This is a genomic window from Burkholderia sp. BCC1047, assembly GCF_902833155.1.
GTDB lineage: Bacteria > Pseudomonadota > Gammaproteobacteria > Burkholderiales > Burkholderiaceae > Burkholderia > Burkholderia sola.
Genome location: NZ_CADFEH010000003.1, coordinates 97,841 through 119,725, shown reverse-complemented (window position 1 = coordinate 119,725; position 21,885 = coordinate 97,841). Strand labels below are relative to the sequence as shown.

15 protein-coding genes and 1 pseudogene are annotated in these 21,885 nt (G+C 71.7%); 2 read left to right on the top strand and 14 right to left on the bottom strand.

Annotated features, from left to right (window positions below):
- The first annotated feature begins 35 nt into the window (after positions 1 to 35).
- Positions 36 to 428 (top strand): annotated as a pseudogene (locus tag HWX55_RS04500) (OsmC family protein).
- A gap of 31 nt (positions 429 to 459) precedes the next feature.
- Complete coding sequence (locus HWX55_RS04495; RefSeq protein ID WP_175974306.1) at positions 460 to 1,341, top strand: pirin family protein; 882 nt, start codon at positions 460 to 462, stop codon at positions 1,339 to 1,341.
- Positions 1,342 to 1,384: 43 nt separating this feature from the next.
- Here the strand turns inward: HWX55_RS04495 and HWX55_RS04490 are convergent, their stop codons facing one another.
- From HWX55_RS04490 to HWX55_RS04425, 14 genes are all read right to left on the bottom strand, one after another.
- Positions 1,385 to 2,089: a hypothetical protein gene (locus HWX55_RS04490; protein WP_244140486.1), complete on the bottom strand. Its 705-nt coding sequence runs from the start codon at positions 2,087 to 2,089 to the stop codon at positions 1,385 to 1,387.
- A gap of 181 nt (positions 2,090 to 2,270) precedes the next feature.
- A complete protein-coding gene (locus HWX55_RS04485) occupies positions 2,271 to 2,591 on the bottom strand; it encodes a hypothetical protein (RefSeq protein WP_050018051.1) in 321 nt (106 codons plus the stop codon).
- 196 nt (positions 2,592 to 2,787) lie between these two features.
- A complete protein-coding gene (locus HWX55_RS04480) occupies positions 2,788 to 2,985 on the bottom strand; it encodes a hypothetical protein (RefSeq protein ID WP_050018050.1) in 198 nt (65 codons plus the stop codon).
- Complete coding sequence (gene bcsG / locus HWX55_RS04475; protein WP_050018049.1) at positions 2,967 to 4,523, bottom strand: cellulose biosynthesis protein BcsG; 1,557 nt, start codon at positions 4,521 to 4,523, stop codon at positions 2,967 to 2,969. The genes HWX55_RS04480 and bcsG overlap by 19 nt, the downstream gene beginning before the upstream one ends.
- Positions 4,524 to 4,550: 27 nt before the next feature.
- Positions 4,551 to 7,088 carry a UDP-forming cellulose synthase catalytic subunit gene (gene bcsA / locus HWX55_RS04470; RefSeq protein WP_175974304.1) on the bottom strand — a complete coding sequence of 846 codons (2,538 nt, stop codon included), beginning with the start codon at positions 7,086 to 7,088 and terminating at the stop codon, positions 4,551 to 4,553.
- The gene (bcsQ, locus tag HWX55_RS04465; RefSeq protein ID WP_175974301.1) at positions 7,085 to 7,864 is read right to left on the bottom strand and encodes a cellulose biosynthesis protein BcsQ; all 780 of its coding nucleotides are present in this window, start codon (positions 7,862 to 7,864) and stop codon (positions 7,085 to 7,087) included. Before bcsQ ends, bcsA begins: the two co-directional genes overlap by 4 nt.
- Entirely contained in the window at positions 7,861 to 8,106 is a 246-nt protein-coding gene (locus HWX55_RS04460) for a hypothetical protein (RefSeq protein WP_089488344.1), read from the bottom strand. Before HWX55_RS04460 ends, bcsQ begins: the two co-directional genes overlap by 4 nt.
- Positions 8,103 to 10,082, bottom strand: a complete 1,980-nt coding sequence (bcsE, locus tag HWX55_RS04455) for a cellulose biosynthesis protein BcsE (protein WP_175974299.1) — start codon at positions 10,080 to 10,082, stop codon at positions 8,103 to 8,105. Before bcsE ends, HWX55_RS04460 begins: the two co-directional genes overlap by 4 nt.
- A gap of 9 nt (positions 10,083 to 10,091) precedes the next feature.
- On the bottom strand, positions 10,092 to 14,009 hold the full coding sequence (locus HWX55_RS04450; RefSeq protein ID WP_175974297.1) for a cellulose synthase subunit BcsC-related outer membrane protein: 3,918 nt from the start codon (positions 14,007 to 14,009) through the stop codon (positions 10,092 to 10,094).
- Positions 13,994 to 15,223 (bottom strand): cellulose synthase complex periplasmic endoglucanase BcsZ, encoded by a 1,230-nt coding sequence (gene bcsZ / locus HWX55_RS04445; protein WP_175974295.1) that lies wholly within the window; start codon positions 15,221 to 15,223, stop codon positions 13,994 to 13,996. The genes HWX55_RS04450 and bcsZ overlap by 16 nt, the downstream gene beginning before the upstream one ends.
- Before the next feature lie 3 nt (positions 15,224 to 15,226).
- Positions 15,227 to 17,548: a cellulose biosynthesis cyclic di-GMP-binding regulatory protein BcsB gene (gene bcsB, locus HWX55_RS04440; RefSeq protein WP_175974293.1), complete on the bottom strand. Its 2,322-nt coding sequence runs from the start codon at positions 17,546 to 17,548 to the stop codon at positions 15,227 to 15,229.
- A 678-nt stretch (positions 17,549 to 18,226) separates the two neighbouring features.
- Positions 18,227 to 18,679 (bottom strand): hypothetical protein, encoded by a 453-nt coding sequence (locus tag HWX55_RS04435; RefSeq protein ID WP_175974291.1) that lies wholly within the window; start codon positions 18,677 to 18,679, stop codon positions 18,227 to 18,229.
- The gene (locus HWX55_RS04430; RefSeq protein ID WP_175974289.1) at positions 18,679 to 20,091 is read right to left on the bottom strand and encodes a phosphatase PAP2/dual specificity phosphatase family protein; all 1,413 of its coding nucleotides are present in this window, start codon (positions 20,089 to 20,091) and stop codon (positions 18,679 to 18,681) included. Before HWX55_RS04430 ends, HWX55_RS04435 begins: the two co-directional genes overlap by 1 nt.
- Positions 20,088 to 21,857, bottom strand: coding sequence for a bifunctional alpha/beta hydrolase/class I SAM-dependent methyltransferase (locus HWX55_RS04425; protein WP_175974287.1), 1,770 nt, complete (start codon positions 21,855 to 21,857; stop codon positions 20,088 to 20,090). Before HWX55_RS04425 ends, HWX55_RS04430 begins: the two co-directional genes overlap by 4 nt.
- Positions 21,858 to 21,885 lie beyond the last annotated feature (28 nt).

Below are 21,885 nucleotides of genomic sequence, written 5' to 3'. Positions count from 1 at the left end.
GGCAGGCCCGCCCCCTTTCCCCACCTGGAATTTCAATGAGCGAACTCACCGTCGAAGCGAGCATCGGCCCGGTCGATTACCTCGTCCACTTCACCGACGGCGTCCACCAGTGGCGCGCCGACGAACCCGCGTCGCTCGGCGGCGGCGATACGGCGCCGACGCCCGTCGCGCTGCTGCTGTCGAGTCTCGGCGCGTGCACCGCGATCACGCTGAAGATGGTTGCGCAACGAAAAGGCTGGCCGCTCGACGAAGTGCACGTGAAGCTCGCGCACGAATAGGGCAGCGCGGGCAGCACGATCGTGCGCCGCATCACGCTCGACGGCGACCTGACCGACGAGCAGCGCGAACGCCTGCTGCAGATCGCGAACGCATGCCCGGTGCACAAGATCCTCACGCACCCGATCGCGATCGACACGGCGATCGCTTAAGTATTCCCGCCCCCGTCACGAGATTCCCGTCATGTCCGCCTCGATCAAGACCCTGCTCACGCCGCGCGAAAGCGACATCGGCAACCTCGTCGTGCGCCGCGTGCTGCCCGCGCGCGCCGCACGCCTCGTCGGCCCGTTCATCTTCTTCGACGAGATGGGCCCGGCGGTGCTGCCGGCCGGCCGCGGCATCGACGTGCTGCCGCATCCGCACATCGGGCTCGCGACCGTCACCTACCTGTTCGACGGCTCGCTGATGCATCACGACAGCCTCGGCTTCCGGCAGAAGATCGTGCCGGGCGACGTGAACTGGATGACGGCCGGCCGCGGCATCGTGCATTCGGAGCGCTCGCCCGACGAGGATCGGCCGCGCGAGCAGCCGGTGCACGGGATCCAGACCTGGGTCGCGCTGCCGGTCGAGCACGAAGACACCGCGCCCGCGTTCGTTCACCATGCGGCCGACACGCTGCCGTCGTTCACGCGCGACGGCGTGACCGTGCGCGTGATCGCGGGCACCGCGTTCGGGCGCGCGTCGCCGGTCGCCGTGTTCTCGCCGACGCTCTATGCGTATGCGGAATTCGCGCCGGGCGGGCAGCTCGCGCTCGATGCGGAGCACGACGAACGCGGCGTATATCTCGTCGACGGCGACCTCGGCATCGACGGCACGCCGCTCGCCCCCGCGACGATGGCCGTGCTCGAACCGGGCGCGACCGTCGCGCTGGCCAGCACGAACGGCGCACGCGTGATGCTGCTCGGCGGCGCGCACCTGCCGGGCGAGCGTTTCATCGAATGGAATTTCGTGTCGAGCGAACGCGCGAAGATCGATGCGGCGCGTGCCGCGTGGGCCGATCAGACGTTCGGCAAGGTGCCGGGCGAAGAAAACGAATGGACGCGCCAGCCGGAACGCAAGGCATGACGCCACGCGCAACGGGCGGCCGCGGCCGCCCGGCGATGCGCGCTCAGCACGGCACGCGGCCCACGACTCCGCCACCCGACTGCGTACACCAGCGCTGTTCCTGCTGAGGCTGCGCCTGCGCTTGCGGCGGCGAGTACGGCACGGCCCTCGCCATGGCAAGCGCGTTGGCCAACGCTTTGGACTCTACCTGCCGCTGTTGCTCGATCGACGCGCGCTGCGCGTCGTCCGCCTGCTTCGTCAGCGCAACCAGCCTCGCATACCGGGGATCGCGCGCGTCCTGGAATGGCGGCAGCGGCGGCGGCACCGGCACGGCAGGCGCGGTGCCGCGGTAGCGGGGGATCGACATCTTCGAGGTCTTCCCCCAGATTGCCGCCTCGCCGATATCCCACATCGCCACCCGCATCTCGAGCGCGTGTTCATAGCCGCGATCGACCTCGGCCGTCGTCGGCGTGCCCGTCGGCGCGGGAAGCGGCTGCAGCGACGGCGGCAGCGGCTGCAGCGCCGGATGGACGAGCCGCACCCAGCTCACGGCAGCCACCGAGTATTGATACAGGACGCGCTGGTAAGCGTCGAGTATGCTGGCGCGACTGTCGGGCGTGGAGGACTGGGCGCTCGACACCAGCGCGATGAACGACGTCAGCGTCCGGGTATAGCGTGCGCCGTCTTCCTTCTGCGCCGCCACGCGTTCCGGCTGCGGGCCGGACGATACGTTCAACATCCCTGCGCACCCCGACAGCGCGGCGACCATGGCCGCGCACAGCCCTGCCGTTCGAAACGCGATCCGAATGTGATACGACATGGCAGCCCCAACCGATACGAGACAAACACCCAATGAATCTGCGGTGACCGGCACCGGCAGTTGCGACGCGGATCGCCGGACCGCCCTGGCGACGGCGCCGGTCAGAGGGCCGACCGTACGACCTTTACGTTCAAGAGAACGGGCCGCCCTGGCGCGGCTGCCCCTTGCGGTTGCAAACCGGCGGGTTCGTCATGCCGAAAGACAGCAGATTGCCGCCGTTGATCGTGCACGCGAACTCCTTGCCGTCCCTGGCTTTCAGGTTGACGTAGGTATTCGTCCCTTCGGTGCGGCGATTGACGATGACGAGTTCATCGGGCGAGTACCCCAGCGTGCCGGCGGTACTGGACTTGATCTTGTCGTCGGTCAGCATGTTGGTGCTGCCGGCGATACCCGCGCAGCCGGACACCAGCAATACCGTCAGCCCCACGAGAATAGCGCTTGCCGAACGCATAAACCCTCCATTATTTGACTTTTATCGCCCATTTACCGAATAAACATACGCGCGGCTCGCGCGGCTATTCAACGGAATAGCCGCAACAGCCTGGGACGTACGCCCGATGGACTGCGCCAAATGATATAGACCGGTCTAGTTTCGTGTCAACCACGCCTGATTAAAATCGGGGATCCCCTGCCCGGCCGCCGTTCCTTCAGGCCTTCAATCCCATCAGCTTCGCGAGCGTCGGCCAGCGATCGAGCGACGCGTCGAACGCGCGACGCGCCTGTTCGTCGACGTAGCGCTCGGGATCGAGCGCGGGCAGATGCCGCGCGAGGCCGATCACGTCGTTCGGTTGCGACAGGCGATCGTCGTCGCCTTCGCCGGAAATCGTCACTGTTCGTCGATCCATACGCCGTCCGGAGTTTTCACCGCGTAACCCGCGGCCGTCTGCATCGTCACCGTGCCCTCGTTCTCGCCGATCATCCGCGTGCGCGGCAAATCGGCCGCGTATTGCGCGAGCGTCGCGCCCGGCTTGAACGGGCTGTTCGACACGAGATTGGACAGCAACTGCGCGAGCGCGAGGAAACTGGTCGGCTGGTCGATCACGGTCGTCGCGCCGTGGTTACCCGTGAAGCCGACGAGCCGCACGCCGACCGGCCCGTGCACGATGCGCGGCGTCGGAATCTCGCGCAGCCCCGCGACCTGGTTCTTGTCGCCGCGCAACGCGGCGCCGTGCTCGGGCACGAACACGATCACCGCACGGCGGCCCGATTGCGCGATCAGGTCGGCGAGACGGTCGAAGTCGGTCATCATTTTCGTCGCGCGCTGCGGGTACGAGTCGATGCTCGTCAGCGCGCTGCCGACCACCCGGTTGCCGTCGTGCAGGCTGATCGTGTTGTAGTACAGCGCGACGGGCCCCGGCACCGCCGCGCGCTGCGCGTACCAGTTCGCGAGCGTCGAGTAGTCGTCCTTGATCGCCGAGCCGTCGAACGCATGCATCGCGACCGGCGCAGCCGCGTTCGAGATCATCGGCGCATCGGCCACGCCGATGTTGTCGTGGATCACCTGCAGGAAATTGTCGAAATGGCCGTCGTGGTTCAGCAGCGACTGCACCGTGTAGCCGGCGCCCGCCAGTTGCGAGAACAGATGGCACTGCTGCGGCGCGCTCTTGTACAGGTCCGCGTGCGCTTCCTGCCCGCAACTCGCGCGCAGCACGCGGATCGCCGCCGGGCCGCTGTAGCTCGCGGCCGTGCTGAAGTTCGTGAACAGGTAGTCGAAGTGGCTCAGCATCGGATGGTTGCGCACCTTCGCCGCATCGAGGTCGTCCCACGACAGCGAGCAGATGTGCAGCACGATCACGTCGAACTGCGCGGCCGGATCGCTGCCGAGATGGCCGAACGCGACCTGCCGCTGCGACTCCTGCGCGCGGAACGTCGCGAGCGCCGCGTTGTGGTCCTCGGGCTGGTCGACGCGCGTGGCGCCCGCCGCGTTCGCCTGCGGCTGCGCCGGCGCGGCGACGCGCGCCATCAGCCCGCTGCCGGCCTGCCACAGCGGCATCACGATCAGCACGGCCACCACGAACGTCGCGACGCGCAGCCAGCGATTGACGATGAAATAGACGATCAGCACGCCGACGATCGTCAGCGCCAGCACGGGCGGCAGCAGCCGCGGCAACAGCTCCATCCAGTAGTCGAGACGGAACGTGCTGACCTCGCGCGCGGCCTCGGCGAGACGGGCGAGCGGCGGCGCATGCAGCTCGCGCGCGAGCAGCGGCACCGCGATCGCGATCGCCACGACCTGCCGGACGATGCGCCACGCACGCGACCGGATCGGCGCGCTCGCCACCAGCGCCACCGCGAACGCAAGGTTCGCGAGCCAGAACGGCTGCAGGCGCCCGGTCGCGAACAGCGCGAACTTCAGGATGAAATACAGATTCCAGAACGTCATCTAACCCACTCCATGATGCGCGCCGCGTCAGTCGCGCGCGCGATCGAGTTTCGGCGCGAGCATGGCCTGCACGCCGCGCGCCGCACCCTTCCACATTCGTACATAACCGTCGAGCCCGATCCGCAGCACTTCCTTGAGCCCGCCGAGCGGCGTGTCGGGCCGCGCGCTTTCGTGCCAGTCGAGCCACGCATCCGCGCGGCCGAACGTGCATTGCACGAGCTGCCGCTCCTGCTCGAGCGTCAGTTCCTCGAAGCTCACGCCGACATGGGTCGGCGTCGCACGCGTCACGCGCACCGGGAACGGAAACGCGCGGTCGCCGCGCGTCACGCACACCGTCAGCGTATCGCCGACGGCGAGCGACAGCCCCGGCACCGCCTCGAGCCCGAGGCCGCCGGTCGAGTAGTCGCTCGTGAAGCACGCGGCGGTCGAGCCGTCGGCGAGCAGCAGCATCGCCGGCACGCGCATCGCGATCCGGTGCGTGACGCGCACCTGCTTGGTCTCGCGCGCGACGGCCAGCGCCGCGCCGAGCATCGCGAGGTTGTAGACGGTCCAGCCGAGCGTGATCAGGATCGTCGACGCCTCGTCGCCCTGGTCGGCCACGAGCCGCCACAGGCCCGCGACGATCGCGAGCACGTTCAGCGCGAACAGCACGAGATACGGCTTCGAGGTCGACCAGTCGACGTAGCCTTCGTCGATCTTGCCGCCCTTGTCGGTCACGTTGAACTTGCCGTGCTTCGGGCTGAAGAACGCGACGGTGGTCGGCAGCGCGATGTACCACGCGAGCACCGATTCGTAGACCTCGGCCCAGAACGAATGACGGTAGCGCCCCTGCATCCGCGAGTTCGCGACGTTCGCGAGCACGAGATACGGGATCACGTAGCTCGCGAGCGCGAACGACGACGCGTTGATGAAGTACAGGTGGAAGAACAGGTACGCGAGCGGGATCGTCAGGAATATCAGCCGCGGAATCCCGTAGAAGAAATGCAGCATCGCGTTGCCGTAGCAGATCCGCTGGATGAAGCCGAGCCCGCGCCCGAGGAACGGGTTGTCGATCCGGAAGATCTGCGCCATCCCGCGCGCCCAGCGCGTGCGCTGCTTCACGTGGCCGGCGAGGCTTTCGGTCGCGAGGCCGGCCGCCTGCACGGTCGGCAGGTACGCCGACGTATAGCCGCGCCGATGCAGCTTGAGCGCGGTGTGCGCGTCCTCGGTCACGGTCTCGACCGCGACGCCGCCGACCTCCTCCAGCGCGCTGCGCTTGAGCACCGCGCACGATCCGCAGAAGAACGTCGCGTTCCACAGGTCGTTGCCCGACTGCACGAGGCCGTAGAACAGGTTGCCCTCGTTCGGGACCTCGCGGAACGTGCCGAGATTGCGCTCGAACGGATCGGGCGAGAAGAAATGGTGCGGCGTCTGCACGAGCGCGCATTTCGGGTCGCGCAGAAACACGCCCATCGTCGTCTGCAGGAACGAGCGCGTCGGCACGTGATCGCAGTCGAAGATCGCGATGTAGTCGCCGTGCGTCTTCGGCAGCGCGCGGTTGATGTTGCCGGCCTTCGCATGCAGGTTGTCGTCGCGCGTCAGGTAGTCGATGCCGGCCTCGGCCGCGAATGCCGCGAACTCGGGGCGCCGGCCGTCGTCGAGCAGGTACACGCGCAGCTTCGCGCTCGGCCAGTCGATGCTCTGCGCGGCGAACACGGTCGGCTTCACGACCGACAGCGGCTCGTTGTAGGTCGGGATATAGACGTCGACGGTCGGCCAGGTGTCCGGATCGTCGGGCAGCGGCACGATCGGCCGGTCGAGCGGCCACGCGGTCTGCACGAAGCCGAGCAGCAGGATCATCCACGTATAGGCTTCGGCGCCGTACAGCAGGTAGCCGGCGACGGCTTCGACGGGGCTGCGGAAGTCGAGCGTCTGCGTCGTGCGCCACCACACGTAGCGCAGCGTGGCCAGGAGCGCGAGCGACGCGAGCGCGAGGGTCGGCAGATGGCCCGGCAGGCGGCGCAGCGCGAGCGCGAGCACCGCGACGATCGCGAAGAACGCGAACTGCGCGCCGGGCATCAGCGGCGACATCCCGGCCGCGGCCCACAGCACCGCGCCGGCGACGAGCAGCAGCGGCGCGAGCCAGCGGCGCCGGCCGACGCCGTTCGCGCGCGCATCGAGCCAGCCGCCCCAGCGCGCCCACGGCAGACGCTCGAGCATCGCGTTGACGCGCCGGCCGACCGCACGCGCGGCCACGTAGACGGGCACGACGAACGTGTCGAACCACGCGAGCGGATCGCGCGCGGGCCGGCCGTCGGCCGCACGCGGCGCGCGCACGATCGCGCGCCACAGCCATTCGCGCACGCTGAGCGGTTGCAGCACGCCCCAGTCGTGCGCGAGCCGCAGGAACGCAATGCGCACCCAGCGGCGCACATGATCGGGGCGGCCGGGCGGCGGTGCGTGGAAGAACAGCCGCACGAACCAGTCCACCCGCGTGCGTTCCGCCGGCAGCCCGATGCCGCGCGCGCACCAGTCGGCCGCGCGACGGCCGAACGCGCGCAGTCGCGACGCGAGCGCGGCCTTCATCGCGCGGCTCCCGCGCGGCCGGCGACGGCCGCCTTCAGCCACGTGTCGACCCAGTTCGCGACGCCGTTCAGGTCGTGCGACGCCTGCGAATACGGCGCATCGTCGAAGATCCAGCTGCCGCGCGCGAGCGCTTCAGGCATCGCCGCGTCGACGTGGACGCGCTGCTCGAGCATCGACGCCGGCCCCGCGATCGCGCGCAGCATCGCCAGCGCGTCGCGCTGCATGTCGCGCGCCGGATTCAGCCGGTTCACGACGATCTGCAGTTCGCCGCGGCCGGCCCGCAGCGCGCCGAGCCGCGCGGCCGTCGTCGCGCACGCGACCGGCTCCGGCGGCACGACGACGAGCGTCAGGTCCGCGCGGCGAATCGCCTGCTCGGCCTGCGGCGACGGATAGCGCGCGGTGTCGATCAGCACGACGCCGTCGGCCGGCAGCGCGATCTCGTCGAGCGCGCGCGCGAGCCACGCCGGATCGGCGGCGAGCCGCGCATCGCACGCGGCGGCGCCGGCCGCATCGACCTGCCCGTACGGCACGAACAGCACGCCGTCGGCGTTGCGCCACGTGTGCGCGTGCCACGGTTCGGCGCCGCCGAGCAGGCCGTGCGCGAGACCGTGTTCGGCCAGCGTATCGAGGCCGAGCGTCGCGCCCATCAGGTTCTGTGCATCGAATTCGACGGCGACGACCGGCCGGCCGCGGCGCGCGAGCAGCACCGCGAGCGCGGCGGCCAGCGTCGTGCGGCCCGCGCCGCCCGTCGTCGACGTGAGGGCGATCGTCTTCATCGTGCCGCCTTGCTGTCGCGTTCGTGGCGTTCGTGGCGTTCGTCGGCCTCTTCGCCGCCGACATCCGGCAGCAGGCGGCCGCGCAGCGCGACCGGCACGAGCTCGCACGGCACCGCGTCGCGCCGGTCGATGCCGCGCGGCGCGTGGAAGCCGCGGCCGATGCCGAGGTGCTGCGCGACGATCCACACCGGCACCGCGATCGCGACACCGACGATGAAGCCGATGACGAGTTCGGCGATCATGCGTCCTCCTGCTTGCGCAGCGGCATCGCGCTGCGGACGGCGCCGCGCGCACGCGCGGCGGGAATGACGGGTTGCGGCGGCGACGCGTCGACGGCGTCGATGGCGCCGGACGCGGATGCCTGCGGCACGCCGATCGCGTCGAGCGCGACGACGGTATCGATCGCCTCGATCGCGTCGCTCACCTCGCTCGCGTCGGGCAACGCCGTGCCCGGACCAGCCGGCGCAGGCGCTGTGCGCGCGGCGGCGGCCGGTTGCGTCGCCGCGAACAGGTCGCTGTAGTCGGCGATCGGCGCGCGCCGGTTCTCGGCCTTCAGCGCATCGAGCTCGGTGTCGATGCTGCCCTGGCCGAGGCACACGACGCGATCGGACAGCGTATCGACCGGCACGTCGAAGATTCGCGCGAGCGCATCGTCGGCGTCGACCGGCTCGCACGCGAACAGGAACACGAACAGGTGGGCGGCATCGGCCGTCACGACGTCGCCCGCGCGGCGCGGCCGGCAGTGCCGCAGCGCGTCGACGTGCGACACGCCCGGCAACAGCGTGAGCTTCGCGAGCGTGTGCGGCAGCGCGAGCACCGCGCCGCGGTCGAGCACCGCGCGAATCCGCAGGCAGAACGCGCCGACCGGCAGATAGCCGAGCACCGAATCGCCGAGCGCGGCCGCGAGCGCCGCGCGATAGTCGGCCGCGACGGGCCGCGCGTAGAGCTGGCCGTGCAGCGCGTGCACGGCCGCCTGCATCCGCGAGACGGGCAGGTCGCGCGCGACGACCCGGTTCGCGCCGACGCTCAGCACGAGCACCTCGAACTGCTGACGCAGCACCTCGCCGCGCTCGACGACCGCGATCTTCAGCGCGCCGCCGCACTGCCGGCGCAGCGCGTGCACGTCCGCGCACAGCGCTTCGAGCTGCGCATGCGAGCGGAACACGAGCACCGCGGTCGCGGCCTGCGCGTTCGCGCACGCGGCGACGACGGCCGCGTTGTCGTCGACGATCTCCCAGCCGTCCGGCACGCGGCTCGCGCCGTCGAGCACCGTGCGGCTGACCACCACGCGATCCTCGTCGCTCGCGAGCTTCATCCGGCGCGCCGGCTCGGTCGCGCCGCCATCGACGCTCGCCGACAGCCGGCCGCCCGGCGCAAAGCGCAGCGGCCGCACCTCGCCGGCCGCGAGCGTGTCGCCCGCGCGCCAGAAATCGACGACCCACAGCAGCTCGCCGTGCGTGCGCTGCAACTGCGCGACGCCCGAGCAGATCCCGTGGAAGCCGCTGCGCGGCGTACGATCCGCGTCGCGCACGAGCGGCGCATCGTCGGCGCGCGCGTCGTCGCCCGCCCGGGTCGCTTCGGGGTCGAGCAGCAGCACGAGCGCGATCCGGCGCGTGCGGCACCAGTCGGCCAGCGCGTGCGCTTCATCCGCGAGCGCGACCGGATCGTCCCAGCTGAACCAGCGCTGCGCGCCTTCAACGAAATACAGCGAACGGGCATGCAGCCCGTAGCGCTTCATCGCGCGCAAGCCGCCGGTCAGCCGCGCGAATGGGCCCGGCGCCGCGCCGCGCGGCGCAGCGGCGGTCACGCCGGCGTCGGCACCGGCGTCGGCCGGCTCGGCCGCCGGCGGCATCGCCAGCACGTTCAGGTTGCGCGGCCAGCCGGCCGGCTGCGCGCCGCCCGCGAAGCCGAGCGATGCCATCTGCGCGGCGACGCGCGCCGGATCGCGCGCGAGCACGATCGTGACGTCGCGCGTGCGCGCCTGGCGCGCGCTTTCCCACACCAGCGCGTCGCATCCCGGCGTGCCGCCGGCCGCGTAGATCGCGTAAAGACCGCCGGCCTCCAGTTGCGTCCAGGTATCGGGCAGGCCGTCGATCGCGAGCCGGCTCAATGCGCCGGCGCGGCCGCGCGCCGACCCCACGCGCAGCAGCGCGCGCAGGCGATCGACCAGGCTGACGGCGCCGGGCGCGGAGCGGGTGGCATCGAATTCCGTATTCACGGCAGTCCCCTAGTAATCCGAATAAAGCCGCACGGGCGTCGGCGTCACGAGCCAGTTGCGCGGCGCGCGCGCATCGAACGCATAGCGCAGGTACACGAGCGCCGAGCTCGGCGCATAGTCGTGCGACCGGTCGATCTGCAACTGCGCGCCGACGCTCAGGTGCGGGTTCACGCGATACTCGACGATGCCGTTCACGCCGTACGAGAACGACACGCCGCGCGTCGAACTGCCCGCGTACACGAACCCGGCCGCGACCTGCGCGGCGCGCTGGCCGGAGAGCGTCGGGTAATACAGCGAATCCTTCTCGTAGCTGTTCGAGATCCCGCCGGTGACGGTCAGGTCCCACGACAGCGCATCGTGCCGCCCCGCCCATTCGATCGGCACGCCGAGCGACAGATAGCGCTGCGGGCTGTAGTAACCGCCCTGCCCGTACGTGTAGTAGCGCAGGTTCTGCGCGTAGTGCCACGCATTGCCGACGAGCCCGGTGCTGACCTTCATCGTCGCGCGCTCGTACACGGGCACCGTGAAGCCGGTGCGCAGCGTGACTTCCGCATTGCGTTCGACGTTGCGGCCGGACAGCACGCCCGCGCCGAGTTCCGCGAACAGGTTCGTGCGGCCGACGTCGACCGACGCGCGCAGGTTCACGCCGTCGCGGCGCACGCCGCCCCACACCGCGCCGGTCCACGGGTCGCGCATCCCCGCGTACGACAGCACGCTGCTCGTTTCGGGCCGCCGCGACGCATTCACCGAGAAGCTCGCGGGGCCCGCGTCGAAGCGGTAGCGCACGCCGCCGACCAGGTAATGCACGGGGAAGCCGAGCGGCGACGTGCCGAGATCGAAGCGCCATGCATCGGACAGGTAACCGGCGCCGAGCGCGACGCCCGTGGTCGACTGGTGCAGCGAGCCCGACGGATTCGCGAGCAGCGCGGCGGCCTGCGGATTCGGCTGGAACGGCGGCGGCAGCCCGTTCGGCGCCCTGAGCCCCGCGTACGTGCCGAACGTCTTCAGCGAATACGCGTTCGGGTCGCTCGTATCGAGCGTGCCCGGGTCGAGATGCACGGTGTCGATCTGCGCGAACACGTGCCCGTCGTAGCGGATCGGCATCTGCATGTAGATCGGCACCTGCTGCGCGCGATACGACGAGATGCCTTCGTCGCCCGACTTGTACGCGGGTATCCAGCCGGTCTCGATCTCGGGATTGCGTCGCTGCGCGAGGTCCGCGAACGCGGCCTGTGCGGGCGTGAGCCCGTCGCGACCCGGGCTCACGCCCGTCGCGCGTTCCTGCGACTGCGACAGCCGGTACAGCGACGCCGCATCGTCGTAGCGGCCTTGCGCTTCGGCCACGCGCCCGGCCGCGACCGTCACGTCGGCGCGCGCCGGATACGCGGCCTGCAGCCGGTCGGTCACCTGCGCGGCTTCGTCCGGGCGGCGCAGCGCGTTCAGGCGGCGCACGGCCGACAGTTGCGTGTCGACATCGTCGTCCGGCGTGCGCGCCAGCACGGCCTGCACGCGCTCGCGTGCGGCGGCTCGATTGCCGCTGTCCTCGTCGATCCGGGCGAGCGCGAGCTGCGTATCGGCATCGTCCGGCGTACGCGCGACGACCGGCGCGAGCGCGTCGCGCGCCGCGTCGTAATGGCCCTGCGCGCGTTCGAGATCGGCGCGTTCGAGCGCGTAACGCTTGTCCGCGCGGCCGGCCGGGCTCGCGCGATCGAGCAGCGTGCGCGCCCGTGCATAGTCCTGTCGTGCGATCGCGTCGTCGGTCTGCCGCAGCACGAGCCGCAGCGACTGGTCCTCCAGTCGCGCCGTCTGCGCGGGCGTCAGCGACGGGTCGCGACGCAGCATGTCGAGCCACGCGGCGAGCGCCTCGTCGCGCCCCGCGCTGCCGAGCAGGTCGCCGTAGCGCAGGCGCACGTCCGCGTCGGCTTCGCGCGGATGCGCGGCGATCCAGTCGCGCAGCGGCGCGAGGCCGCGCTCCGGTTCGCCCGCGTCGATCCACTGGGCGCCGATCGCCGCGAGCATGTCGGGATCGTCCGGCGCGCTCGCCTGCGCGTGCGCGAGCGTGGCCGCAAAGGCCGCGCGGTCGCCGCGTGCATGCGCGCTTCGTGCGTCGGCCAGCGCGCTTTCCGCATCGAGCTTGCGCGCCAGCGCCCGCATCCCGTCCGAGCGGTGCGCATCGTCGACCGGCGCCAGCGCGGCCTGCGCGCCCGCGACATCGTCGATCGAGTTGCGGTACAGCGCGCTCGCGTAGCGCATCTCGGGCGTGTCGCTGCGCGCGAGCCCGTCGTCCATCACCGTGCGGCCGAGCTGCGGCAGCCCCATGTCGCGATAGAGGCGCGCGAGCGCGAAGCGCGTCCACGGCGCGTCGGGCGCCGCGCGCACGGCCGCCTCGTAGCGTTGCGCGGCCGGCCCGCGCGCGCCCTTGTCGGCCAGCGCACGCGCTTCGTTCGCGAGCACGTCGCCGCGCAGGCCGTCGAGCGCGCGGCGATCGTCGGCGCCCGTCACGCGCCCTTGCAGCGCGTCGAGAAGCGGGCCGACCCGGTCCGCGCGGCCGGTGTTTTCGTACAGCGTGGCCGTGTCGCGCACGGCCGACAGGCTCGGCGAACGCGCGGCCAGCAAGCCGCGCAGCAACGGTTCCGCCCCCGCCCAGTCGCGCTGTGCGAGCAGCGCATCGGCGAGCTGCAGCTTCGCGTCGGGGTTGTCCGGCTGCATCGCGAGCGCCGCGCGCGCGGCGCGCTCGGCATCCTGCGGGCGGCCGGCACTGGCCGCTTCGCGGCCTTGCGCGAGCAGCCCCCAGAACTGCGCGGTACGCGCGAGGCCTTGCCATTTGCCGCGCTGGTCGGTCGCACGCGCCGCCGCCCGCGCGAACAGCGCGCGCGCTTCGTCGTGGCGCCCTTCGCGCAGACGCAGCAGGCCGAGCCCGCCCAGCGCATCGGCGTCGTCCGAGCGCGCCCGGGCCGCGCGCACGAGCAGCGGATCGGCGGCGGCCAGGTCGCCGCGCGCGAGCGCCTGCAACCCGCGCTGCTGCGCGATGTAGTCGGGATCGCGTTCGAGCCGGCGCTGCGCGTCGCGCTGCTGGTCCAGACCGGCGGCGCGATCGCGGAATTCGGTGTCGTCCGGCGCGAGCGCGAGATACGCATGCAGCGCATCGAGATACGCGGGATCGTTGCCGGCCGACTGCAGCACGCGCCGCCACAGCGCCATCGCTTCCGTATGGTCCGCGTCGGCGCGCTTCGCGAGCGATGACGCGATCCGGTTCGCTTCCGCGCGCGTGTCGTCGCGCTGGTTCAACAGCCGCGCGAGCGCGACCGACGCGCTCGTGTCCCGCGGATCGGCGGCGATCGCGCGGCGCAGCGCGGCGATCGCCGGCTCCCGCCCGCCCGGCGCGTTCGACACGATCTGGTAATACTCGGCGCCGAGCGCGCCCGACGGCGCGCCGTTCGGAAACAGCGCGACGATGCGCCGGGCCGCCTCGTCGGCGCGGCCGCTGCGCGCGAGCAGTCGAATCTGCGCCATCTCGCCGCGCCCGCTCGTCGCGACGCGGTATTCGTCGGCCACCCGCCGCGTGGCAGGCGCATTCGGCGATTGCGCCTGCAGCCGCGCGAGCGACGCCTGCGCGCCTTTCGCGTCGCCGAGCCGCAGCAGCACGCGCACCTGTTCGGCCAGCAGGTCGGCGTCGCCCGGCGCGATCAGCAGGCCCTTGCGCAACGCATCGCTGGCGAGGTCGTCGCGATGCTTGGTGCCCCACATCCGCGCGGTGTCGAGCTCGCGCCGCGCATCGGCGGCAGCCGAGGTCGCCGGTGTCGCGGGTGTCGCGGGTGTCGCGATCGCCGTGCCGGTGGCTGCGCCCGGCGCCGCCGCGCACACCGACGACGCGAGCCACGCGAATCCCGCGACGTGCGGCGCGGCGCGCTTCAGCGGGCGGCGCACGAACGGCCTCCCCAGCGGGTGTCGAGCGTGCCGTCCGCGCCAAACCGGTAGCGGCCGTCGCGCCAGCCGAGGCCGAACAGCGTCAGCACGCTCGTGTAATAGCCGGGCGCCGACTGGCGCGCGAGCGTATCGACGCGGGCCGCCTGTGCATCCGCGAGCGCGTGCTGGCCGCGCGCGTCGAGGAACGGCACGGCCGCCGCGGAGAAACCGCCGTTGCCGTCGTTCGGCCCCGCGACGCCCGTCGTCGTATCGACCTTCTCCGGCGGCGCGCCATGCGCGGCGATATGGTCGGCGAACGGCGCGAAGCGCGCGAGCAGCGGCGCGGCGAGCGGATCGGTGCGGTCGAGCGTGCCGGCCCACAGGTACACGCGGATCGCGTTGTACGCACTCTCCGCGTACGTGTCGGGATCGGGCCCGAAGCCCTTGCCCGCACGATACAGCGCCCAGTCGGGCGAGAAGCCCTTCGGCGCGGTGTCGAGCAGCACGCGAGCGGTGCTGGAGGCGAGCGCGGCCCAGCGCCGGTCGTCGGGCAGCCGCGCGCCGAGCGCGCGAATCACCTGCGGCGGCGAATAGCTCGGATTCACGCGCCATTGGCCGTTCGCGAGCTTGAACCCGGTCGGCCCCGGCAGCAGCGTGAGGCCGAGGCCCGGCACGGTCGCCGTCTCGTCGTCGAGCACGCGCTTCGCGAGCAGCGCACCGCGCGCCGTATAGCTGCGTTCGCCCCACAGCCGGCCGGCCTCGACGAGCGCATACGCGATCCACAGGTCGGCGTCCGACGCCGCGTTCGCGTCGAGCACGCGCCACGCACCGTCGGGCGCGCGGCCCCACAGCCACGCCGGCAGGTGCGCGCTCAGGTCGCCCTGCGCGAGGTTGTTCTCGGTCCATGCGAGGATCGTGTCGAACATGCGCCGGTCGTTCGCGACCAGCGCGAAGAACAGTCCATACGCCTGCCCCTCCGATACCGTGCGCGAATCGGCCGAGCCGACGTCGATCACGCGGCCGTCGGCGGAGATGAAATCGCGCTTGAACGCGTCCCAGCGCGGCCACGCCGCGCCGCATCCCGCGCCTGCCGCATCGGCCGCACCGGCCGGCGCGGCGTGCGCGCGCGTGGCCATGCCGGCCGCCGCGCACGTCACCGCAACCGCCAGCGCGAGCATCGCGCCGACACGCCGCGCCGGCTGCGTTGCCCGTCGCTTCGTCATTGCCCGCGCCATCCGTTACATCCCCCGTCGACGCGCGGCGATTCGCTGCAGCACGCTGAACACGCCGAGCGCGAGCAAGAGCCCCGCGACGACGCCGACCGCGCCGAGCACGACCGGATGCCGCGCCGCCTCCGTCCATACGCGCGCATACCACGGCACGAAGCCGACCACGTAAGGCTCGCCGACCCGCAGGCTGTCGACCTGCCCCGGCCGCACCAGCGCGAGGTCGCCCTGCAGTTGCGACACGAGCCCGGCGTTCTCGAACACGTCGAGCAGATCGCCGAGGCGCGGCTGGCCGGTCGCCGTCAGCGCGACGACGCTGCGACCGCGGCTGCCCGGCAGCTCGAAACCGGCGAGCGCCGCGAGCGGGCCCGCCTGTTCGATGTGCGCACCGCCGTCGGCGACGCCCACGCCGTTGCGCCAGCGCTCCTTCACCGTGAACGCGACGCGCGTCGTGCCCGCGCCGCCCGCGCCCTGCTCGCCGATCGCGAGCGGCAGCGCCGTGCGCCACTGCGCGAGCAGCGGCGACGCGGGCGAGCCGTCGATCACGAGCAGGTCCTTGTGCCCGGACAGCGCGGCGACGTCGCCGGGCCGCGCGACCTGCACGCGCAGCGCCGGGAAGCCGGTCCATTCGCCCATGTGGCCGAGCATCGTCAGATAGGCCTCGAGCTCCTGCGGCGACGGCCGATCCGGCATCACGACGGCCGTCTGCGACAGGTCGGCGAAGCGCGTGAACGGAAAGCCGCTGTTCGCGAAGAACGCGAGGTTCGGCAATTGCGCGTAATGGACGAAGTGCGAGAAGTCGATCGTCGAATCGGGATCGATCGCCGCGCGCTGGGGCTCGGTGGCCGTGCTCGAACACAGGCCCGTCTTCTGCGAATCGAGCGTGAAGCGGAACTGCAGCTGGTTGCCGCTGCCGACGCGGAACGCGGGAATGTCGACGTCGCTCGTCACGCGCCCTTCCGGCACCGACAGCAGCGGCAGCTGCATGCGGCCGTGCGCGTCCTCCGCCTGGGCCGGCCCGAGCCGGTACGACTTCACGAGCTGATCGTTGATCTCGACCGCGAGCGTCGAATTGTCCTGCACGGTCGGCGCCGTGTAGCGGTAGCGCAGCGTGATCGGTACGCCCGCGCCGTTCCACGAGTGCAGATCGGCCGGCACGCGCAGGTTCAGCCGGATCGCGTCGGGCGTCGTGCCGCGCACTTCCAGCTGGCGCGGGTCGTTCACGAGTTCGCGGAACGCGATCGGCCGGTTCACCGGCAGCCAGCGCGGCGCGTCGTACGGCTTGCGCGGCGCGCCGAGATCGACGTGCGCGACCGTCGCCGCCGGCCCCGACAGCGCCGCGCGGCCGAGCACGAGCGTCGCGACCGCGTCGTCGACCTCGGCCGCCGTGCGGCCCGTGACGACCAGCAGCTTGCGGCCCGGCGCGGCCGGGTTGTCGGCGACCGCGAGCAGCGGGCCGTTCACGGGCGGCAGCGCGAGACCGGCCGGCAGCGTCGCGACCGTGCCGACCACGACGGCCTGGTCGTCGGCCGGCAGCGCGGTCGACACCGGGAAGCGCGCATGCCGGTAGTCGGCCAGCGCGCCGAACCACGACGCGAGCACGCCCGCGCTGCGCAGCGTCGCCGAATCGGGCGCGGCCGGCAGCACGAACGGCAGCCGCACGCGGCCGTTGTCGCGCCGGTCGAAGAACGGCGCGGGCAGCAGCGCGAGATCGTTCGGCAGGCGCACCGGCGATTCGTCGAGGATCAGCTCGCTCGTCGGGCTCACGTCGGCCCACAGCGCCGAGTTCGCCGGGTCCTCGCAATGGTCGAGCGTGTAATGCGCGATCAGGCGCAGGCCGATCTGGTTGAAATCGGAAAAGTAGCGCGGATCGATCGGGATCTCTTGCGTGACCGTGCGGCCCGCGCGCGCGGCGTCGAACGGGACGGTCGCGACCACCTCGCCGTTCACCGACACCTTCAGATGCGACAGCGGAAAGATCAGCGACGGCGAATACGCGTAGGTCATGCGCAAGCGCGCGCCCGTGATCACGCGATCGAGCCGCACGCCGGCGTTGATCGTGCGGGCGTCATCGGCGCCGCGCAGGCGCAGCGGATCGAACGCGCCGAGCGACGCGAACGGCACACGCACGGTCGTCGCCGGCAGGCCGGCGGCCGGGACGCTGGCCGCCACCGGCGCGGCCGCGGGCACCGCGGTTGGCGCCGCATCGGGCGCCGCCGCGGCCGTCGACGCAGCGGCCGGCACCGCCGGCAGCGGCGCGGCCGACAGCGCGGCCGTATGGAAAGCGCCGGTCATCGCGGCCGCCAGGACGAACAGCGACGCGGCCGGCTTCATGCGCGGCCCCGCGTCGTCACGATCGTCCGGTTATCCTGCGCGTCGCAACCGACGCGCGCAAAGCAGCTATGCCCGTGAGTGCACATCCCCTCTGCTTCCCCTCATATCTGGCTTGATTGCATTTATCGGTACGACGCGGCGGATGCTTCAATGACCGGTTCGTCGCGCTGCGGGGCGCCTGGCACCGGCGTCCGCCCATTCGTCACACTATCTCAAAAATAGAACAAAACTTACCGTGATTCGCGACTGAGAAGCGAAAAAATCTCAATTCGGTCGGAAATGCTGCGCAGGAAGAGTGAATGGCAAGAATTGCGCCGTTGCCAGCCGGACGGCTGGAACGGCATACTGCCGGCGCGATACGGCTGGCCGGGCATCGCCCGCGTTCCGTTGCGGACCGCCCGGAATGCGCTGCCGCAAGCGGCGCGTATGCTACCGCAAGTACGTGCCGCGCGACGGACTTTCTTCATGGAAAACTGACTTGGATCAAATCGCCGACGCCGCCACCCCGTCCGCCGAGCCGACACGCTGCGCCGCATCATCGCCGCGAGGCTGCCGGACGACGGTACCGACATGAATGCGCTGATCGAGCACGCGGACCAGGCGATGGTCTAGGCCAAGCACACGCGGACGCAACAGACCGCCCGCGCATAACGCGTGACGCGTCGCCTGCATCGCTAGCTAGCCGATCGGCGACACCGCGATCGCGATCCCGACGACGAGCCCCTGCACGATCGCGACGAGCACGGCGGCCCGGCACAGCCCGACCGCGCCGCGCACGCGCGCGTCGAGCGTGCGCCCGACCTTTGTCGCGTCGATCCAGCCCAGATCGGTGAGCGCACGGTCGAGGGCCGCGAGCCCGTCGTCGACCGCCCCGTCGCCATCCACCGCCCGCGCCAGCGCGGCGAACAGCCGCCGATCGATCTCGATGCGCACCGCGTACCACAGCGCCGCGATCCCCGATCCCGTGCTGACGACCGCCAGCAGCACGCGGCCGAGTGTCGCCGGCGGCCAGCCCGCCGCGAGCCATCCTCCCGCGCCGGCCGCGGCCAGCGCGACCGCGCTCGCCCACGCGCCCGCATCGAGCGCGCCGCGCGCGGCGGCGATCCTGAACGGGCCGGACCGATCGCGCATCACACCGGCTCCGCGTCGCGACGGCGATCGATCCACTGCTGCAGCACGGCCACGCTTTCATCCGACCATACCGCACACGGCCGGACCGCGCGCACCGCGGCCAGCGCGTCGCGCGCATCCGTCAGCCCGCGCCGCACCGCGAGCCACGCGGCGGCGCACAGCACGCTGCGCCCGTAGCCGAGCGCGCAGCAGACCAGCACGTCGCGCCCGTCGCCGTGCAGCCGTTCGAGCGCCGCGACGGCCTGCGCGAGCTGCGCCGCCGTCGGCGCGACGAGGTCGAGCTGCGGCACGCACGCATACGCGAGCGACGCATCGGCCGCGGCCCAGCGCGGCATCTCGGCGGTCAGGTCGACCAGCGCGGTGAAGCCGTGGCGCCGGATCTCGCGCGTCGTCGGTGTCCGGCCGATCGACACGCGCTCGTCGATCCGCACCGGCGCCGGCTGCCGGAACGTCCACAGCCGCGAATTGACGAACGCGCCGGCGATCGTCGGCGCGAGCAGCCAGCCGACGAAGACCGGAAATCGCCCATCCGCATCCTTCTGGAACGCGCCAGGCGCGCCGCACCGGTACGCCCATGCGACACAGGCGAGCGCCAGCGCGACCCACCCTGCCGCCAGCGCCCAGCCCGGCGCGCGCGGCACGCACGCCAGCGCCGCGAGCGCGGCGCCGAACGCATAGCGGCGCGCGAGCGCGCGGCCGGCCGCGGACGGCGACGCATCGGCGCCCGGCAACCGGCCCGCGGCATCGCGCAGCGGAAACAGGAACAGCGCGAGACAGCCGACGGCTGCGCCGGTCGGCACGTCGATCGCGTGATGCTGGTAAGTCGTCAGCACCGACACGCCGATCGCCGCGAACCACGGATGCAGCACGACGCGCGCGAACGTGCCGCGCAGATGCTTCGCATAGACGGCCCACAGCACGACGAGCAACCCGATATGCAGCGACGGCGCCTGGTTGAACGGCTTGTCGAAACCCATCAGCAGCGTGAACAGCGCGCCGGCCACGCCGCCCGCGTCGGGCCGCTCGAAGCCGAAGCGCAGCGGCCACGCGATGAAGCACGCGACCGACACCAGCTGCACGGTCAGCAGCCGCTTCACGTGATCGAGCAGATCGTCGCGGCGCGTCCAGAAGAAGAACGACAGCGCATACAGCAGGTCGATCGACCAGTACGGCACGATCGTCCATGGCACGAACGGGATCGCGTGCTCCCAGCCGAACGCGAACGTCGGCACCGCGGCGCGGCGCGCGGCGAGCCAGTTCGCGAAGCCGTACGTCGAGAAGAACACGGCGCCCATCGCCGCGAGCCAGCCGAAGCGCAGCGCGAACGACGCGTCGCGCGCGCCGGCCGCCGGCTCGGCCAGAGCGCCGCTCGCGTCCGCATCCACACCCGCGCCGCCGCCGAGCGCGCTCATGACGCGTCGACCCGCTGCGCGAGGCTGACCGTGAAGATGCCCATCTCGTCGATCCGCTGGTCGAGCTTGCGGAAACCCGCCCGCGCAACGAGCTCGTCCATTTCGGCTTGCGAACGACGGCGCATCACCCAGGTCGACTCGCCGCGGTGATTGTTCAGCGCACGCGCGATGAATTCGAGCTGCGGATGCCACGGCTGCCCCGTATAGACGAGATAGCCGCCCGGCGGCACGGCCTGCGCGAGCCCGCGCAGCGAGCGCTCGATCAGCGCGTTCTCGCCGAACAGCTCGTACAGGCCCGACACGATCGCGAGCGTCGGCCGCGGCTCGAGCGTCGCGAGCGACGCCTCGTCAAACGCATCGCCGCGCTCGAAGCGCGCGATCGGCTCGAGGCCGCGCTGTGCGATCAGCACGCGGCCGGCCTCGACGTTCGGCGGGCTGTAGTCGCGCAGCGTGATGTCGTCGGGCGCCGCGCCGTCGCGCTCGGCGGCCATCGCGATCGCGTCGAGCACGTAGCGCCCGTGGCCGGCCGCGATGTCGACGATCCGCACCGGCGTGCCGTTCCCGCGCAGGCGGCCGATCGCCGTGCCGATCAGTTCCTGCAGATGCACCTTGCGCTGGCGGATGCCGACCCAGCCCGGCGAATCGAGATACGTGCGGTCGATCAGCGCGCCGATGCCGAACCGTCCCTGCGCGCGATTGCGGTACACGTAGTCGAGCGTCGAGCCCGAATCGAAGCCGAGCCGCAGCCCGAGCGCGATGCCGTCGGACAGCGCGCCGCCGGCTTTCAGGCCGGCGCGCGTGAGCGCCCAGTACGCCCGCGCGAACACGTTGGCCGGCGGCCGGCCGAGCGCCGCGTATTCGTCGTGGAACGCGCCGCGGCGGTCGGCATCGGCGAGCGACACGCGCGGGCTCGGCGCATCGAACTCGCGCAGCACGAACGCACGCAGCGGCGCGAGCGCCTGCGCGCGGTCGCGCTCGCCGAGCGTGTCGTGGTAGAAGCCCGGCAGCACGATGCGCTCCTTGCGCGCCGAGCCGAGCCGTTCGAAGAAGCGGTCCTGCGGGCCGCGATGCACGACCCAGTCGGCGCCCGAGATCAGCAACTGCGTCGGCACGGTGATCGCGGCCGCGTCGGCGACGATCCGCTGCGCGGCATCGTGCAGGTCGAGCAGCATGTTGACCGCGATCGGCCGCGTGATCAGCGGATCGGACGCGTAGCTCGCGATCCGTTCCGGGTCGTGCGTGAGGAATTTCGGCTTCACGTAGCTGTTCACGTAGAACAGCCCGCGCAGCTTGTGCATCAGCCGCAGCCCCGGCCGCGCGAACGGCACGTAGAGCTTGATGTGGAATGCCGGCGACGCGACGACGAGCGCGCGGATCGGCGGCGCGTAGTCGTGCGCCCAGGTCGCCGCAAGCACCGCGCCGACGCTCTGGCCAATCACCGCGATATCCTCGATCGCGATGCCGTGCGTGTCGCGGATATGCTCGACGAAGGTCTGCAGGTCGCGCACCGACGCGGCCGCGCTCGGGCTGTAGCCGCGCGCGCCCGGCGAGCGGCCGTGGCCGCGTGCGTCCCATGCAAAAAACGCGAAATCCGGCAGGTCGAGCTCGTCGACGAGGTGCGCGACGCGCGCCGAGTGTTCGTGGCCGCGATGCAACAGCACGATCGCGCCGCGGCAGCGTGGGCCCGTCGCGGGCCAGTGGCGATAGAACAGCGTTGCGCCGTCGTGCGTGATGAAGTCGGCCTCACGGGCCGTGCGTGCGTTCATGCGATCTCTCTCGTTTCGTTATTCGAAT